Origin of the sequence: Anaerococcus cruorum (genome assembly GCF_046365495.1) — a bacterium.
GTDB lineage: Bacteria > Bacillota > Clostridia > Tissierellales > Peptoniphilaceae > Anaerococcus > Anaerococcus cruorum.
In genome coordinates this window covers 13,172-29,519 of the sequence record NZ_JBGMEH010000006.1, presented here as the reverse complement: position 1 = coordinate 29,519, position 16,348 = coordinate 13,172, and the positions used below count along the sequence as shown (strand labels likewise).

General features: G+C 31.3%; 24 protein-coding genes. 5 read left to right on the top strand and 19 right to left on the bottom strand.

Annotation, left to right across the window (positions count from 1 at the left end; translation table 11 throughout):
* Positions 1 to 127 precede the first annotated feature (127 nt).
* The 10 genes from ACCQ40_RS04750 to ACCQ40_RS04705 all read right to left on the bottom strand — a co-directional run bounded on the left by ACCQ40_RS04750 (position 128) and on the right by ACCQ40_RS04705 (position 4,497).
* Entirely contained in the window at positions 128 to 862 is a 735-nt protein-coding gene (locus tag ACCQ40_RS04750; protein ID WP_410032829.1) for an ATP-binding protein, read from the bottom strand.
* A 5-nt stretch (positions 863 to 867) separates the two neighbouring features.
* On the bottom strand, positions 868 to 1,911 hold the full coding sequence (locus ACCQ40_RS04745; protein ID WP_410032828.1) for a hypothetical protein: 1,044 nt from the start codon (positions 1,909 to 1,911) through the stop codon (positions 868 to 870).
* A 15-nt stretch (positions 1,912 to 1,926) separates the two neighbouring features.
* The gene (locus ACCQ40_RS04740; protein WP_410032827.1) at positions 1,927 to 2,559 is read right to left on the bottom strand and encodes an ERF family protein; all 633 of its coding nucleotides are present in this window, start codon (positions 2,557 to 2,559) and stop codon (positions 1,927 to 1,929) included.
* Positions 2,559 to 3,026 carry a siphovirus Gp157 family protein gene (locus ACCQ40_RS04735; RefSeq protein WP_410032826.1) on the bottom strand — a complete coding sequence of 156 codons (468 nt, stop codon included), beginning with the start codon at positions 3,024 to 3,026 and terminating at the stop codon, positions 2,559 to 2,561. The genes ACCQ40_RS04740 and ACCQ40_RS04735 overlap by 1 nt, the downstream gene beginning before the upstream one ends.
* 21 nt (positions 3,027 to 3,047) lie before the next feature.
* Positions 3,048 to 3,251, bottom strand: a complete 204-nt coding sequence (locus ACCQ40_RS04730) for a hypothetical protein (RefSeq protein ID WP_410032825.1) — start codon at positions 3,249 to 3,251, stop codon at positions 3,048 to 3,050.
* Positions 3,248 to 3,520 (bottom strand): hypothetical protein, encoded by a 273-nt coding sequence (locus ACCQ40_RS04725; protein WP_410032824.1) that lies wholly within the window; start codon positions 3,518 to 3,520, stop codon positions 3,248 to 3,250. The genes ACCQ40_RS04730 and ACCQ40_RS04725 overlap by 4 nt, the downstream gene beginning before the upstream one ends.
* Complete coding sequence (locus ACCQ40_RS04720) at positions 3,504 to 3,692, bottom strand: hypothetical protein (RefSeq protein ID WP_410032823.1); 189 nt, start codon at positions 3,690 to 3,692, stop codon at positions 3,504 to 3,506. Before ACCQ40_RS04720 ends, ACCQ40_RS04725 begins: the two co-directional genes overlap by 17 nt.
* Before the next feature lie 86 nt (positions 3,693 to 3,778).
* Positions 3,779 to 3,949, bottom strand: coding sequence for a hypothetical protein (locus ACCQ40_RS04715; protein WP_410032822.1), 171 nt, complete (start codon positions 3,947 to 3,949; stop codon positions 3,779 to 3,781).
* A gap of 13 nt (positions 3,950 to 3,962) precedes the next feature.
* The gene (locus ACCQ40_RS04710) at positions 3,963 to 4,184 is read right to left on the bottom strand and encodes a hypothetical protein (RefSeq protein WP_410032821.1); all 222 of its coding nucleotides are present in this window, start codon (positions 4,182 to 4,184) and stop codon (positions 3,963 to 3,965) included.
* Positions 4,185 to 4,251: 67 nt separating this feature from the next.
* Positions 4,252 to 4,497: a helix-turn-helix transcriptional regulator gene (locus ACCQ40_RS04705; RefSeq protein WP_410032819.1), complete on the bottom strand. Its 246-nt coding sequence runs from the start codon at positions 4,495 to 4,497 to the stop codon at positions 4,252 to 4,254.
* Positions 4,498 to 4,625: 128 nt separating this feature from the next.
* Here ACCQ40_RS04705 and ACCQ40_RS04700 point away from each other — a divergent pair, with 128 nt between their 5' ends.
* The 4 genes from ACCQ40_RS04700 to ACCQ40_RS04685 all read left to right on the top strand — a co-directional run bounded on the left by ACCQ40_RS04700 (position 4,626) and on the right by ACCQ40_RS04685 (position 8,093).
* Entirely contained in the window at positions 4,626 to 5,237 is a 612-nt protein-coding gene (locus ACCQ40_RS04700) for a LexA family protein (RefSeq protein ID WP_410032818.1), read from the top strand.
* A gap of 13 nt (positions 5,238 to 5,250) precedes the next feature.
* Positions 5,251 to 5,889, top strand: a complete 639-nt coding sequence (locus ACCQ40_RS04695) for a hypothetical protein (RefSeq protein WP_410032817.1) — start codon at positions 5,251 to 5,253, stop codon at positions 5,887 to 5,889.
* Between the two features lie 114 nt (positions 5,890 to 6,003).
* A complete protein-coding gene (locus ACCQ40_RS04690) occupies positions 6,004 to 6,750 on the top strand; it encodes a type II toxin-antitoxin system PemK/MazF family toxin (RefSeq protein WP_410032816.1) in 747 nt (248 codons plus the stop codon).
* 251 nt (positions 6,751 to 7,001) lie between these two features.
* Positions 7,002 to 8,093, top strand: a complete 1,092-nt coding sequence (locus ACCQ40_RS04685; RefSeq protein ID WP_410032815.1) for a tyrosine-type recombinase/integrase — start codon at positions 7,002 to 7,004, stop codon at positions 8,091 to 8,093.
* 235 nt (positions 8,094 to 8,328) lie between these two features.
* On the opposite strand, the gene ACCQ40_RS04680 is transcribed toward ACCQ40_RS04685, so the two are convergent.
* The 6 genes from ACCQ40_RS04680 to ACCQ40_RS04655 all read right to left on the bottom strand — a co-directional run bounded on the left by ACCQ40_RS04680 (position 8,329) and on the right by ACCQ40_RS04655 (position 11,892).
* Positions 8,329 to 8,502, bottom strand: coding sequence for an indolepyruvate ferredoxin oxidoreductase subunit alpha (locus tag ACCQ40_RS04680; protein WP_262122347.1), 174 nt, complete (start codon positions 8,500 to 8,502; stop codon positions 8,329 to 8,331).
* Positions 8,503 to 8,616: 114 nt separating this feature from the next.
* A complete protein-coding gene (locus ACCQ40_RS04675; protein ID WP_410032814.1) occupies positions 8,617 to 9,429 on the bottom strand; it encodes a PSP1 domain-containing protein in 813 nt (270 codons plus the stop codon).
* Complete coding sequence (locus ACCQ40_RS04670; RefSeq protein ID WP_394011616.1) at positions 9,429 to 10,214, bottom strand: DNA polymerase III subunit delta; 786 nt, start codon at positions 10,212 to 10,214, stop codon at positions 9,429 to 9,431. Before ACCQ40_RS04670 ends, ACCQ40_RS04675 begins: the two co-directional genes overlap by 1 nt.
* Positions 10,211 to 10,540 (bottom strand): cyclic-di-AMP receptor, encoded by a 330-nt coding sequence (locus ACCQ40_RS04665; protein ID WP_394011617.1) that lies wholly within the window; start codon positions 10,538 to 10,540, stop codon positions 10,211 to 10,213. Before ACCQ40_RS04665 ends, ACCQ40_RS04670 begins: the two co-directional genes overlap by 4 nt.
* Positions 10,541 to 11,164 carry a dTMP kinase gene (gene tmk, locus ACCQ40_RS04660; RefSeq protein ID WP_410032813.1) on the bottom strand — a complete coding sequence of 208 codons (624 nt, stop codon included), beginning with the start codon at positions 11,162 to 11,164 and terminating at the stop codon, positions 10,541 to 10,543. It abuts the gene before it with no gap.
* A 68-nt stretch (positions 11,165 to 11,232) separates the two neighbouring features.
* Positions 11,233 to 11,892 carry a 50S ribosomal protein L25 gene (locus tag ACCQ40_RS04655; protein WP_410032812.1) on the bottom strand — a complete coding sequence of 220 codons (660 nt, stop codon included), beginning with the start codon at positions 11,890 to 11,892 and terminating at the stop codon, positions 11,233 to 11,235.
* A 126-nt stretch (positions 11,893 to 12,018) separates the two neighbouring features.
* Between ACCQ40_RS04655 and tpx the strand changes: the two genes are divergently transcribed.
* The gene (gene tpx, locus ACCQ40_RS04650; protein WP_410032811.1) at positions 12,019 to 12,540 is read left to right on the top strand and encodes a thiol peroxidase; all 522 of its coding nucleotides are present in this window, start codon (positions 12,019 to 12,021) and stop codon (positions 12,538 to 12,540) included.
* A 32-nt stretch (positions 12,541 to 12,572) separates the two neighbouring features.
* Here the strand turns inward: tpx and ACCQ40_RS04645 are convergent, their stop codons facing one another.
* The 3 genes from ACCQ40_RS04645 to ACCQ40_RS04635 are packed head-to-tail and all read right to left on the bottom strand — an operon-like array spanning position 12,573 to position 16,232.
* Positions 12,573 to 13,559, bottom strand: coding sequence for a lipid II:glycine glycyltransferase FemX (locus tag ACCQ40_RS04645; protein ID WP_410032810.1), 987 nt, complete (start codon positions 13,557 to 13,559; stop codon positions 12,573 to 12,575).
* A gap of 9 nt (positions 13,560 to 13,568) precedes the next feature.
* Complete coding sequence (locus ACCQ40_RS04640) at positions 13,569 to 14,354, bottom strand: bifunctional 5,10-methylenetetrahydrofolate dehydrogenase/5,10-methenyltetrahydrofolate cyclohydrolase (RefSeq protein WP_394011622.1); 786 nt, start codon at positions 14,352 to 14,354, stop codon at positions 13,569 to 13,571.
* Between the two features lie 45 nt (positions 14,355 to 14,399).
* Complete coding sequence (locus ACCQ40_RS04635) at positions 14,400 to 16,232, bottom strand: NlpC/P60 family protein (protein ID WP_410032809.1); 1,833 nt, start codon at positions 16,230 to 16,232, stop codon at positions 14,400 to 14,402.
* Positions 16,233 to 16,348: the final 116 nt, after the last annotated feature.

The window sequence follows — 16,348 nt, the reverse complement described above, 5'->3', positions numbered from 1 at the left end:
GATATACTAAACGCCAACTGACTTTTTGGTATATATACATATTTTTGATGAAGTACACCGCTAAACGATATACTTACATCATTTTCAATCTCCTCATATTCTTTAAATATTGCACTAGGTCGCAATTTCACTTATCCTTTCTTCTAAAACTTTCTCCAGATAAGGCATACATATTCATAGCCTCCTCCATTCTATCTCTAATTTGTCTAGGCGTTTTATTCGTATTTCCGTCTTTCCACCTATTTAACAATTCTTCGGTATTGTAATTTGATGTTATAAATAATTTGTTATTATTGTTTAACACCGCATCAATTACATTTTTTATTTGCAATATTTCCCATTGATTTGTAGTAGACCCAAATTCATCGATTACAACTAAATCATTACCAGCAATTCTTCTAATTATATCCTCAGGCGTATCGAATGAGGTATCATCAATCGCGTTTTTAATCTCATTTAATATCGTGGCCTCGCTCGCAAAATATAAAGTTTTTTCATATCTTTCAACTATTTCCTTACAAGTTACAGCAATTAAGGTTGTTTTTCCTACCCCCATTTCTCCAACAATACCAACGCCCTTTGTCATTTGCTTAAAATTCTTTATATAATACGCCATCGATTTTATCATCTGCCCATTCTCTTTTGTATTGATTAAATCCGATAACTTCATATCCCTATATTTTAAAGGCATACCAGAATATTTAAGACCACCCTTGCGTTTGTAATAAGCTATACTTGCCTCATCAATTATTTTTTGTAATTCCGCTTCTCTACGTAGTAATTCTTTATTTGCCCTTTCATCATCATATACAATTCCCTTAGATCTCATTACCTTTTCTATGGTATTAGATATTTTTTCCATATTGATTAAACCGATAGCCCTTTCATAAAGTCATCTCGACTTCGGTCATATCTATTACGGGTATCCCTATCCAAGTAATTGCCCTCTAATACCTTTATAAAATTATTAGGCTTTATAAACCAATCAAATGTAACTTTAAAATCCGATACATAACCCTTTAAAAAATTTGATTGATTAATACTATCTATTGCCTCTATTACCGTTTCCTCCCCATATTGATTAATTCTAGCCTTTAGTAGGTTATATCTTTGTGTACCAGAATTAATGGTTTGTAATTTTGGTATATTATTATCTAAGGCATTCCATTTATTTATTATTTTATCTGCAGGTATTATTTGATTGCTTATATTGTCTATATCTTTTTCACTATCTTCATCGTTACGACCACGACTCGTTACCGTATCGCTATCCCTATCGTGATTATTAATGGAAGTATTGATTTCATCATCTTCTACCGAATCGTCTGCCGTATCGGTAGGCGTATAAGTAGTATTAGTATTAGTATTATTATTAGTAATAGTATCAGTATTATTCTTATTCTTATTCTTATTCTTATTCTTATTCTTATTCTTCCCCCCGTTTCGTGGTACGTCTCGTAGTACGTCTCGTATACCACTCGTAGTCGGGTCGTCTAAATATTGAAAGAATAACAATTTTAGATTATCATTAGGTATAGATTTCGCGACATACTCAATTAGATTTAAATCTTTAACATTCATCAATTCTGATGTAACACAATCTTCCATAGGTTTACCACCACTTGTAAGATTGTATTTTCCCCAATTTTTTATAGCTATTTCATTAGTTTCTTTATTGTATTTAATTAAATCGTATTGATGCTCAAATCTATCTAATAAATTCTCTACCGACTCAATGCTATGCCCTATTTGAAATGCAATGTATCTTTTTGTTATTTCGTAAATACCTATTTGCGTTGTAAAAGGATTGGTTAGAAGATAAATATAAAAATATCTATCCTCCGCGCTAAATTCTTCTACTACGGTTGCATCCTCCCAAAAACTTGAATAAATTTTTCTGAATTTTGACATATAACCCCCTTTAGGTTATTTTTTTATCTCATCTAATATCAGCCTCAAGGCCTCTTCCCTATCTCCTTTTGCTGATCTGTGCCATTCTTCTATTACCGCTATATCTTCATTTGCTACCTGCCATAATGTTTTGCCTTTATATTCTCCGCCCGTTACCTCAATATCCTTTGCCATATCGAGGGTTACAGTTGATTTACCTTTCCTAGTATTTGAATTGCCTTTATAATCATTATTTTGATGATTAGCGCCATTATTTAGGAAGTCGCTATCTTTTGTATCATCAATCGCTAACAATCCATTTAGGGCGTATTTACGTGCATAGGAGCTAGTCGCCCCAGTCAATTGTGAGGCGTCCATTCCTTTTTTACTTTCATCTTCTCTAGCAAATGCCGTTGACATTACAGTTTCACCCGATTTTATATCTGTAAGTTTTGCCGTAACCTGCACATAATATCTATCTCCGATTTGCATAATATTGTCAGATAGATTTATAGTAGCTTCGTATTTATCTAATAATGGCTTTAAGGCCTCTAATATATCTTCACAACTTCTATAATTGTATTTTCCAAATGCATTACGTTGCCCCTTAGGTGCTTTTAATTCGGTTTGTATTCTGTTTAATTTTGCTTGTACGTTCAATTTTTCCATTATCTAATCCTTAAGCCCTCAGTTTGTACCAATTCCGCACCCTCGATTATCAATCCCTCTTCAAGCGCTTTTTTTATTTTTGATTTATCAATTTCAGTTTTTACTCTAAAATATTCTTCATTGATTAAATCGGCATCAATAATATTTACAGATCTCGGATTTTTTTGTATTCTAAGGTCAAACGTACCAGCCTTAACCTTATCCTTTCCTATAATTTTCATGCTATCAAACATATAATCTTTTAAATATTTATTTTTATTTTCTAAAGCCTTACGTTTATCTGTAAGCCTTTTTATTTCCTTGGCTAATGCATCTATATCTCCCTCATTGTTTTTAATAACGTATGTTATATTCTCGATTTTTTGGTCATATTCATCACTAATGCCCTCTAGGTAATGTTTTATATCCTCGCTAGGCTCTAAATTATCAAGCGCCATATATGCTTCTGTAATTTCGTATAAATTCATAATAAATTCTCCTTAATTTTTTTATGCTTCTGTAAAATCCCAATCAGTTTCAACTACATTGTCAATCGTTATATTTTCAGAAAATTCATGGTATAATTCAAAATTGCTTTTATCTCTTCTAAAATGCTTTACAGCATCCTCTAATGTTTCATAATCCTCTAGGTATTCGATTGGTATTTCAACCGCACAATCCTTTTCTACTTTTTCTTTAAAATATATAATCATATCCTTATAGCCTCGTTATATGCATCTAATTCCGCCTCATATAAAGCATTGCGTTCTACCATTTCAAAATATTGCCAATTAATGTCGTTATCATCTAATGACCCGCGATGTATATCTCTAATTTCCACCTCTTCATCAACCTTGTATGATTTGTGTAAATTATTTAGTATCGCTTCCTCCTCATTCCCTTGATATTTCAGTTCTAAATCCTGCAAAGGTATTTCTAATTCGTACTCTTGATAAATCGCTCTTCTAAATTTGATTTGCATAATATTTCCTCACTTTTAATCTTCGCTCTATTTCCAAATCTATATATAAAATCTTGTCTTCTTTATCTTTTTCATTTTTCTTACTATCAATCCAAACCCTTAAGCTCATCAAATGTTCATCATCTAGAGTTTTGATATTTGATATAAACTCCTGACTATCGTAAATATTCATCTGTTAATCCTTTTCTTTTTGTGGTATAATTATAATGTAAATTATTTTTGTTTGCCCTTTAGACCCCTCAGTCTATTGGGCTTTTTTTATTCTCCAAAGCAATATTTTCTAACTTCGCAAATCTTTCTCATTCTTTCTTTGCGCTCAGCTTGGATTTGATTTTTTCTAATTCTCTCAGCTATTGCTTTTTCTCTTTGATTTTGTTTTTCATTTTCTTTTTTATTTGCTTTACCAAATGTAAATAATTTTAATGTCATTTCTAAATCTCCTTTATGCTCTAAATTTTGGCGCCTCGCCCGCTTTAACTTTTTTTAGCCATTGCACATCCGTGTAATATTTCCAACCGCTATCTTTTTCATTTCTTATCGCAGTAGCAAATGTTAATTTGCCCTGCTGAGCTAAAACTCTTAATTCCTGCTCGCTTTTATCTAATTCATCGCTAGCTAATTTTAAATTATCAATAAAATCTCCATTTCTAACTTTTATTGGCATCTATCCTCCTATTTACTAAATATTATTAGTCCTTTCTAGTTGTACTGTATTATTTATAAGTTCATTTTTAATGTACTTTTAGATTAAAAAAATATTGTACTGGTTTATTAAAAATTTCGGATATTTCATTCATTATTTTTGCACTAGGATTAACTGAACCTTTTTCAATGTTGTAATAAGATTGTTTGCTCTTATAGCCTAATAATTTTGCCATATCTTCTCCAGTTAAATTCTTTTGTAATCTTGTTTTTTTTAATACTTCTGTTTTTACAATTCTTATAAATATTCCCCCTCTCTCATATCCTATATACATTATAGTCCATTTATTATGGACTGTCAAGTCTTTATTTAAATTTTTGTATAATCTTCGTGTACTTAGTCCATTTTTATTAGCCCTTAGGGTATTATAGTATAGAATAAATTAACTAATAGGAGAATTTAATGCTTGAAAAAAGACTTAAAAGCTTACGTGCAGATTGTGGATTCAGTCAATCCGAACTAGGACAAAAATTGCACGTAGGAAAAACCACGGTTTCAGCTTGGGAGAATGGAGTATCAAGCCCTGACCTTGAAACTCTTGTAAGAATGGCAGATATATTTGGCGTGTCCCCCAATTATTTATTAGGTACGGAAAACGTAAAAAATAAATCAAACGATAGCTACGAGGTGCCAGTGTATCGAGCAGTTTCTTGTGGTAACCCCTTTATTGCGGATGAAGATATTATTGATTATGAGGATATAGACCCTAGATTAAAATCACAAGGAGATCACTTCGGCCTAAGATTAAAAGGGCGTTCAATGGAGCCTCGCTTTAATGAGGGTGATGTAGTTATAGTTAGAAAACAATCGGACGTGGATTCAGGCTCTATTGCCATAGTAAGAGTAAATGGAGATGAGGCTACGATGAAAATAGTAAAAAAATCACCCGAGGGCATTACATTAGTAGCAACCAACCCCGATGTTTATTTACCAACATTTTATAGTAACGAACAAATAGAAAGCACTCCTGTAGAGATTATAGGAAAAGTTATAGAATTAAGAGCAAAATTTTAAGGAGTAATTAGTAATGAAAAAAACATTAATAACATTCGCACTTATATTTACATTATCATCATGTGCAAACGAATCATCTCAGCAACCAATTCAGGAAAATGAGGTAATAGAAAATGAATCAATAGAAGAAGTTGAAAATATAGAATCAATAGAAGATAACGATAAAGAAGTAAGTGAAGAAAATGACCCTAATTACATACCAGAATACGCACAAGTCATCAATTCTGTAACACAATCTGTACAAGACCAACCGGGTACAAATGAACAAAGTAATTATTTCAATATTAACGGTTTATTAGGCGACTATGAACAAACAGGCGATGCTTTTATAACAACTCATAAATACGAGCCAGAAACCAAAATCATTTTGATACCTGTAAAAGTAACTAACAAATATAAGGAAGCAACTACAATTTCTACTTTAACAACTACAGAGTTAAGATTAATTCAAGAAGACAAAAACAGTATCTACCAATGTACATCTGGCGTCACCCCTCCTGATCAATTCAAAAACGACATTACTACAAAAATTAAGGTTGGAGGTAGCATGGATTACTATCTAGCATACAAGGTTGAAAAAGAAGATATGGACTTTAAATTAGTTAGTGGATTAGGCGAGCATATTGTATTTGCTGAACTTATTAACCAATAATATTATTAATTAATCATTATAAATTAGACCTCTTTTAATATAGTTAATAATGAGTCTTAAAAAGTCTCTGAGAATAATATGAGAGTAATAGATTGTTTAAGAATAGGAGTATTAGTGCGAAAGTATAAGGATGAAAAACACAAAGAAGAATTCAAAACTGAAAAATCCAAAGTTTTGAATATGCTAGAAGATTATATAGATGATGAGATAGAGAGGAATTATAAAAGATCATATCTCATCACAAGCTGGTTAGATGAGTATAGGCAATTTTTAAAACAAGAGGTCACATTTAAACCACAATATCGACCAGTATATAAGCAAGGTGCAGTAGTGTTAGTTAATTTAGGATTTAATATTGGTAGTGAAGAAGGCGGTATGCATTACTGTATAGTTTTAAACAAGAAAGATACAAAAGATAATCCTATACTAACAGTAGTTCCTCTATCTTCTGTAAAGGAAAATAAGAAATGGTATCCGACAGATGTTGATTTAAAAACCGAGATTTATGATTTAGTTCGTTCAAAGGCAAAAACAATACAAAATAGAGCAAATAAAACTCTTGATATATTAGAAGAAACTTTAGCAGATATTAACTCGAGCAACGCATATGGAGAAAATAGTAAATCGATAGAAAAAAATATTAAAAGTGCTAAAAATGATATAAATCTGGCAGATAGATGCATAAAAAAAATCGAGAATTTAAAATCAGGAAGTTATGCAATTTGTAATCAAATAACAACAGTTTCCAAAGTGAGGGTTAAAGACCCTATAAATCCTAATTCAGTTATGCATGACATAATTGTCTCAGATGCTATTTTAAATGACATATATCATAATATAACAAAATATTATATGAAATAAATGTCTTGACAACTTACTCGTTTTGAAGTAATATTTTAATACAAGGTGCATGTAGCACTGATTAAAATTATTGACAAGCCTTTTCTAGAAAGGTGACTAAACTTGAGGGGTTCGAAAGAGCTCCTCTTTTTTTTATATTTAAAAAGCACCAGTTTACGCTGGTGCTATAAAAAACCTATAGACAAGACTCTAAACGACTTCTTTTTTATATAATGCCTCATCTAGTGTCATTATAACATAAGGAGGATAATATGGCTAGGAGAAAAAAACACAGAAAATTACCCAATGGCAGAGGCTCTATAACTAAATTAGGTAAAACGCCCTCAGGCAGAGAAAGGGTCTCCCCTTATCTTGCTAGATTACCAGCATACTATGATAGTAATGGAAAGGTAGTGCGCCAAATACTGGGATGCTATCCAACATATGAAGAAGCATTTGATGCACTAGCACAATACGACGGTATTATGCCCTCAGACCAAAAATTAATCGATGTATACAGATTATGGCAAAATGGTAAATATTATAAAAAAATTACAGTAAAAAGTCAGGAGCGTTACGACCGTTCATTCAGGCGTTTTGAAAGACTGTATAACAAAAATATAGCAGATATTAAGTTATATCATTTGCAAGCCGTGATCGATGAGATGGTAACCGAGGGTTATGTATACGCAGGAGAAGAAAGACAATACACTGCCGAATATATAACACGATTAAAAATAGTAATTAAACGTATTTATAACGAGGCAATAAAACACGATTTAGTAAAAAAGAATTTAGGAGACTTTCTAGAAGTTGACGGCCGAGAATCAATACCTGAAAAACAAGTATTCACATTAAATGAGGTGCAAAGAATGCTTGATAATGCAGAAGAACTACCATTTTTAAAGTATATCCTAATTATGATATATACAGGTATGCGCCCTGGAGAATTTAGAGGCCTAAGAGTTAAATCAATAGACTTTGACAAGATGCTAATTGAAAACTTTGGAATTAAAACAAAGAAAGGTAAAGAAAGAGTAGTACCTATACACCCTAAAATAGAGCGATATTTAAGGGAATTTGCCGACAATAGTCAAACTGGGTATATTTATGAAAAGAATGGACAAAGAGTATCAGAGACAACATTCTATGAAGATTATTATGCTACATTGGAAGAATTAAATCTCCCAATCTATGTTCCAAAATCTTGTCGCTCTACATTTACAACTATGGCACATAATTTTGGTATAGATAATATAGCATTAATGAATTTATTAGGTCACGAAGATTTAAAAACAACTACCGATAATTATTTAAAAGACTACCTAGAATTTATTACTGGAGAAGTAAGAAAAATTGAATAAAAAAGGGCCTACTGGTAACTCGTTGGCAACACAAATCTAAAGAATGTTGATTTTAAGAGTACACCTGTATCCTGTTTGAAGCTCCAACTTATCCCTTGCAAGTATACTTTGCAAGGGTTTTTTATTATGAAGCTAATCAGTCTATAATTATTTTTATTCTATAAAATAAAAAAGATGCTAGCTAAGGCTAACATCTTTTATTTATAATAATATGTCTAAGTTGTATGTATTATTTTTATTCTGGATCGATTGCGTCTACTGGACAAACAGAAGCACATGTTCCACAATCAATGCAAGTATCAGCGTCGATTACGTATGCATCATCTCCAGCTGAGATTGCGTCTACTGGACATTCTCCTGCACATGTTCCACAGCTAATGCATGTATTTTCGTCTATTACGTATGCCATAATTACCTCCTATTTATTTTATATTAAAATTGTACAATTGTTCCTAATTTTTGTCAAGTATAATTATTCTTTTAGTATATCGTTTTAAATAATTATTCAAAATGATAATGAGTCTCAATTGTTATTAGTATTATGTAAGTCACATATCTTGTAGTGTTTTTCTATAGTTTCATCATCTTTTTGAATTCTTACCTTACAACATTCACGAACCATATTATTTGCAATTACTACACCCTCACCGTCTTCAGTAGCAACTGTTTGCCCGTATTTTGGCATAGTTTTTTTTACTTCTAAATAATGGTCTTCTTCATAGGCTAGACAACACATAAGTCTACCACACACTCCAGAAATTTTGGAGGGGTCTAGACTTATATTTTGATCTTTGGCACATTTTATAGATAAGGGTTCAAACTCTGTTAAGTATCTAGAGCAGCAACACTCTTGGCCACAAGATCCATAATGTTTTATAAGTTTTGCATGATCTCTTACACCAATTTGTCTTAGTTCTATGCGGCTTTTAAAAGTACTGGCTAAGTCTTTTACTAATTCTCTAAAGTCAACTCTTTTAGCTGAAGTAAAATAAAAAGTAAGTTTTGACCTATCAAAAGTGTAATTACAATCTACTATCTTCATATTTAGATTATATTCATCGGCTTTTTCTTGGCAAATTTCTTGGGCATTTTTAGCATCTAATTCATTTTTAAAATGCTGATCCATATCTTCATCTGTAGCAAGTCTTATAACTTCTCTTAAATCTTGGTCAAAATTTTCTTTTTCTTTATCTACATTAACCAGACCTACTTCACCAAGTTCTATTCCATTTTCTGTTTCTACAATTACTTTTTGTTTGTAGTTATATTTTTCATCGTTAGCTTTAAAGTAATATATTTTACCCGTTTCTTTAAATCTAACTCCTATTACATTCACTATCCTATCCCTCCCTTGTATACACTAAAGATTACCTCTTCTATAGCTAAATCATAGTTAATATTATTCTTTAAACCAATTTTAATAGTGTATATCAAGTTAATTATTTCTTCTATCTGACTTAGATTAATATCCGCTAATTTCTTTATGTTTAAATTTGAATTTACTAACCCCGGCATATATTTTTCTTTTACAACCATTTCAAATATATCAATTAGCCCATCAAACATCAAAGACTTATCATTTTTATAGCTATCGAAAAAAGCCTTGTTTTGGTAAAACTGGCTAATATTTCCCCTATAAGTTTCAGCAAGGATTTCTGATAATCTATCTAAATCAATATCACTTTTTATCTCATCAGCATTTAGTCTAATAATCTGACACCTAGACCTTATAGTAGGCAAGAGTAAATCTTTATTTTTTGTAGTAAAGATTACTATGTTATAGTTTTTTAACTCTTCTATAGTCTTTAGCATAGCATTGAAACCTTCTGTTCTCATATTATGAGCATTATGGATTATATAAATTTTAATTATATTATTAGAAGGCTTTAAGGCTGTATCTTTTAGTAAGGCTCTTACACTTTCAATATCGATTATTTCATTTCCCTTATCTATTATGTATAAATCTGGATTTATGTTATTTTCTATGTAAACGCCTTTACTTTCAAACACTTTTTTGGCAAAGTCATTTGCAAAATCTAAGTTATAAGATTCATTTGCTGATTCGAAAATATAGGCGTGCGATAGGGAATTTTGATTAATTTGTGTATCTAAATCAATCATAATCTAATGTATTGGTCTACATCTAGAATAAATATTGTTGCTCCACCTACTGTTATATCTACAGGAACTGTATTTGATAAAAGTGAACTTTCTGCTGATGGATTAATGATTGTTGTAGTAGTGTTTCTTCTTTTGCAGTTATTTTCTATAATAGATAGCACATCATCTAAATTTTCCTCTTCTACACCTATTAAAAGAGTTGTATTACCTTTTTTTAGAAATCCACCAGTTGTAGATAACCTAGTAACTCTGTAGCTACTTTCTGTAAGCGCATCCATTAAGAAATTTACATCTGCATCTTGTACAATTGCAATTAATAGTTTCATCTAATCCTCCAATAAATCTTTTATAAGTTTTAAAACATCAGTGCTAACTTCTTCTATGGAACGAGTGGCATCTACCTGTTTTATATCATCTTTATATCTATCAGCTATATTTATATAGGCATCAAATATTCTTTTATGAAAATCAAAGTCTTCATTTTCTAACCTATCAGCTGAAAAATTTGCTCTTTTACGTACTAAAGCTGTTTTATAATCTATGTTAAAAAATATAGTTAGATTTGGTTTTATATCTCCTATAGCAAAATCATTTATAGCCTTCACTTCATCAATACCTAATCCACGTCCCACTCCTTGATATAAAAGTGAGCTTAGGACAAAACGATCGCATAGGATTATTTCACCATTTTCTAAGGCTGGTCTTAATTTTTCATCGACAAGTTGGGCCCTGCTGGCAGCAAAAAGTAAACTTTCAGTTTTTGCAGCCATATTTACATTATCATTATCGATAATGATTTCTCTAATTTTTTCTGAGATGTCAGTGCCACCAGGTTCTCTAACTAGTTTTAACTTATAGCCTTCATCAGTCAGCTTTTCATTAACTTTTTTTAATATCGTAGTTTTTCCAGATCCATCTGGCCCTTCAAATACAATGAGTTTTCCATTCATAAATCTATTATAGCAAATATGATTACTTTATGGCAATAAAAAAAGACCCTAAGGCCTTTAAATTATTATTATTCAGCGTCTTCAGCTTCTTCGCCTTCTGTTTCTTCAACAGTTGGTACGTCAGCAGCGTCAACATCAGCAGCTTCTTCATCTTCTTCTGGAAGTTCTTCTTCAGTTGCTTCTTGTAGTGAGCAGATAACTTCATCTTCTTCTGCAAGAATTGTGATGTTTTCATTTCCAAAGATATCAAGGTCTGCGATAGTTTTAGCATCACCGATTTCAATTTCAGTAATATCTACTTCAGCTGTTTGTGGAATGTATTTTGGTAAACATTCTACATCAACACTATCCATATTTTGTACTAATACTGCTGATTCGATATTTAAATCTTCTCTACCTAATAGTACAACTGGTACATTAACCCTAATTGCTTCATTTTGGTTAATAGCTTGGAAATCAACGTGTAAAAATTGATTTTTGTATGGATGTGTTTGGTAATCTTTAATAAGTACATCTTTGCTTTCTCCATCAACATCTAATGAGATAATTGTAGATGTACCAGCTTTTCTTAAAATTTTATCGAAGTCTCTAGATGTTACTTGAACATTAAGATTGTCTTCACCTTTGGCATAAACAACTCCTGGAACTAATTCTTCAGCTCTTAATTTATTAACTTTGTTTTTTCCAGTAAATTCTCTGTTATTTGCATTTAATACTAAGTCTGCCATATTCCCTCCTTTTATATTTTCATACTGACTAATTATACCCTAAAATCTCACGCTTTACAATGATTAGTTTTTATAATAAGATATAAAATAGATAAATAACATGTTCTGTAATGTAAGGAGAATAATATGACAAATAGAGTTGTAAAATTTGGACAACTTGAATTAACAGTTGATGGTGAGAAGCTAAAAGTAAATGACACTGCTCCAAATTTTAAAGCTAAATTAGAAGATTTATCAGACTATGATTTTTATAAAAATGAAGAGGGTAAGGTAAAAATAATATCTGCCGTTCCTTCTGTAGATACATCTGTTTGTGAACTACAGACATTCTTGCTATCTAAAAATGAGGAGAATTTTCCAAAAGACTTATCAGTAGTTACAGTTTCAAACGATTTGCCTTTTGCTCAAAAACGCTTTGTAAAGGATAAAGAAATATCAACCTTAGTATTTGCTTCCGATTACCTTTACCAAGACTTTGCCAAAGAATATTCTCTATTTATAAATGAATTAAAACTTGTAAATAGAGCTATGTTTGTTGTGGATAAAAAAAATGTTATAAGACATGTAGAGTATTTGGATCACAATACAGAATTACCTAATGTTGAGAAGGCTTTGGAAGTTGCATTAAGTCTTACAGACGAAAAATAAACCCTTAAGATTTTAAAATCTTAAGGGTTTTCTTATTTTAAAAATTCTTCGTATTTTTCTCTATCATAGACCACATCTAGTTCTCCAATAAAGTTTGTATAACTATCTGGATAACAAAAACCTTCCTTAAAACGATATAAACCATCTTTGGAGTCTAATGAAAATGTACCACCGAAGTCAAAGTACTCATAGCCATTTTCACGTGACCATTTAATTTCTTCCCAGATCATATTAAAGTTTGGCATCTTATTTCTTTTCTCATTTGAACTAGCTGCATATAGATAATAAACTTTATTACCGTATGGAACTAGAAGTGAAGCAGATAAGGCCTCATCTTCATAGTAAGAAGTAAAAATCTTCCCATTCATATGCTCTAATAATCTTTTAAAATATTCTTTTGGTCTATGACCTATTTCTTGTCTTTCAGCCATTATTTTCGTCAAATTATAAAATTGGTCTAGAGTTTTATCATTAGTTTCTTCTACCGTTTTTATATCATTTCTATATGATTTTCTAATATTTCTACGGGTAGCTGATGAAAAACTTTCAAACAAATCATCTTCACTCATCCCTGAGATAGGTAAAATCATATTATATCTTGGCTGGGTAAATGAATGGGGATCAGCACCATAGGTTCTAAAATCATAGCCTCTTTTTTCGTATTCATATATAGCTTTTTCATCAAATGATACTTCTGGGTCCATCCTTAGTAAAAAAGCATCGTATTTTTCTTTTAATACATCTGCTTCTTTTATCAAAGCATCTACAAGCTCATAGTTTTTAAAATCGCACACTGGCCCACGTGGAGCATATAGAAAATATTTTCCATTAGGATTTTTAATTCCGATTACACTCATAGCCCCTATAATTTGCTTATTTTCTTCTATATAAATATAGTCACTAGACCAATTTTCCTTAACATCAGCCCACGCTGGGTCCTGCATTGGTCTTGCATATTCACAATTTCTTACAAATTCTTTATATTTTTCTAACTCTTCCTTAGTTTCTACTAATGGCATTGCCTCTCCCTACTCTATCAAACTTTCTAAAAGGGTCAATGTAGTTATTGACCCTATTCCATTTTTACTTGTTAATATTTCTAAGTCTAAATCTTTTAAATCATTAAAATCGACATCACCTATTATCTTACCATTTACATAGGAAGTTCCAACATCTATTATAACCTGTCCATCTTTAAAGTAACTTTTGTCATAATAATTCCCTTTACCTATGGCGGAAATAAATATATCACTATTTTTTATAAATTCTTTATCATCAGTAGTATGCTGATTTAAAATAGTAACAGTAGCATGATTTTTGGATAAAAAAGTTGCTAAAGGTAGGCCAATTAAATTTGTATTGTTAGCAATAACTATATTCTTTGACTTCAAATCGTAATTATTTAATAAAAATTTTGCTACAGCTTTGGGTGTAGCTGGTAGATAATCTATTTTCCCGCTTGTATATTTGCCCATTGATTTATAAGTAAACCCATCTAGGTCTTTTATATTGATATTTTTGCGCAAATATTTCATATCCTCAAAGTCACCAAAAGGTAGAAATATTATAAAACCATCATCTTCATTAAAGCTATTAATATATTTAACCATTTCACTAGCTGATACATTTTCATCAAACTCATGGTCAATATAGCTTATATCAAATTCTTCACATCTTTTGATAATAAAGTTTTTATAAGATAGTTCTTCATCACTAGGATCATGGGTTAATAATAAAATTTTATTTTGAATTTTATTATTTTTTAGTTTGTCAATTAAATATTTTTTATCATTTTTTGTATCAAGTATTTTCATAGTTACTCCAATAAAAAAACGCCCATTTGGGCGTATCTCTATTAATTAGAATATTCTTCTAGCACCAGCAAATACTTTTTGATAGTAATTGCTATATACATTATCGTATTTTACACCTGATTTTGGTGTTGATGCATGGATAAATGTACCATCAGAACTTGTAACTATTCCAACGTGATCTATACTGCTGTGATTTGAGAAGAATACTAAGTCCCCAGGTTGTAAGTTATTAATACCAACAGCATAACCGTTATTAAATTGTGCTTGTGATGAGTGAGGTAAGCTTACTCCTAGTTGTCTGTAAGCATAAGTTACTAAACCAGAGCAGTCAAAACCTACTGAAGGATCTGATGCACCCCATACGTATGGGCTACCCGCAAATCTACTTGCTATATTTGCAGCTTGTTGACCATTTTGATTTACTACTGGTGCAGCTGTTTGTTCTGCTACTATCTCTTCTTCATCAACTACTTCTTCAACCACGGTTTGTTGTGCTTTTTGAGCCTCAGCTGGTGTCTCTTTATTTTCTTCAACTACAGTTGCTTGTTGTGCTTGTTGTTGAGCTTTTGCATTTTCTAAAGCTTGTTTTTCAGCTTCTTGAGCAGCTTGAGTTGTTAGATAATATGAAGAAACGAAAGCTGTTTTTCCATTGTAATTTATTCTAACCCAACCATCAGCTATTTCACCTTCTACTTTTGCACCTTTTGCTAAAGTACCGATGATATTTCCTGTTTTAGCCTTATCTCTTACATTAATTACGGCTGTATTATGAACCCATCCACTAAATGGAGTTCCATATTTTGCTGGAGTCTCTTGTTTTTCTTCTTTCACTTCTTTTTGTTGAGTAGCTTCAGCCTCTTCTTCCTTTTTGATTTGTTCTTGTTGAGCGGCTTTAGATTCTTCTTCTTTTTTGGCTTGGACTTGTTGAGCATTTCTTGCTTCTTCCTCTTTTTTAGCTTCAGCAGCTTTTCTTGCTTGGATAGTGTCAACTAAATTTTGAGGATACTCATTTGAAAGATATTTTAAGTTTAGATATCCTTCTTCTATTTTTAACCAATCCCCTTCAATAACACCTTCTACCTTATCTCCGGCTGCTAGAGTTCTTATAGCATTTGTGTTATCATCCATTGATTTTGAAGATCTAATGTATAAAGCTTCTACATTTACGAATTTACTAACCACTTGGTTAGATTCTTCTTTTTCTTCTGTTTCTACTTCTTCAGCATTATTATCAAGATAATTTACTACTTCATCGTCAGCTTCAGCTACTTCTAAATCTTCTTCATTTTGGTCAGCTAAAGCTTCATCTAATTTGGTATCATCATAGGCTAAAACTTCATCGCCTTGATCATCAACTACTTCCTCACTTGTTTGCTCTTCCTCTGTTTTTTCAGTGCTTGCAAGTTCAGCATTTTCTTCATTAACTTCTGGTAACTTAGAGTCATCGTATAAAATAACTTCATCATCAGAAGTGTTTAATTCTTCATCAGCTACTTCTGTTGTTTCTTCTGATTCTGTTTCTTCATCTGCTATAACATATTGAGATTCTTCTTCTACAGATTCTTTAGCAACAACATTGATTACAGAAGTTTTAAGTATCTCTTTTGCATTTTCTTCTATTTTTGCAACAGCTTCTTCTTTTTCAGCTGTATTTTGTACTACTCGTGTTTCGTTTGCAATAGCAGTATTTTTAAGATCATTTGTATAATCTGATTTTACTAAGTTGTAATCATATGTATTATCACTATAGTTTGGTGTAAACATAGCGTTAGTATTTCTATCTGATTCTAAATTATTTATAGTTGAAGCATAGGCTGTAGCTCCTGCAGTTACTGCAGCAACTAAAGAAAAAGCTGCTCCAATTTTCTTCTTATTCATTGGTAAATAGATTCCCTTCTTTACTGTATTAAATAGTCCTGAAATTAAATCTGTGTTAATTTTATACTAACTTAACAAATGTGTCAAGAAAAAGTTACAAAAAAATTACACTTTTA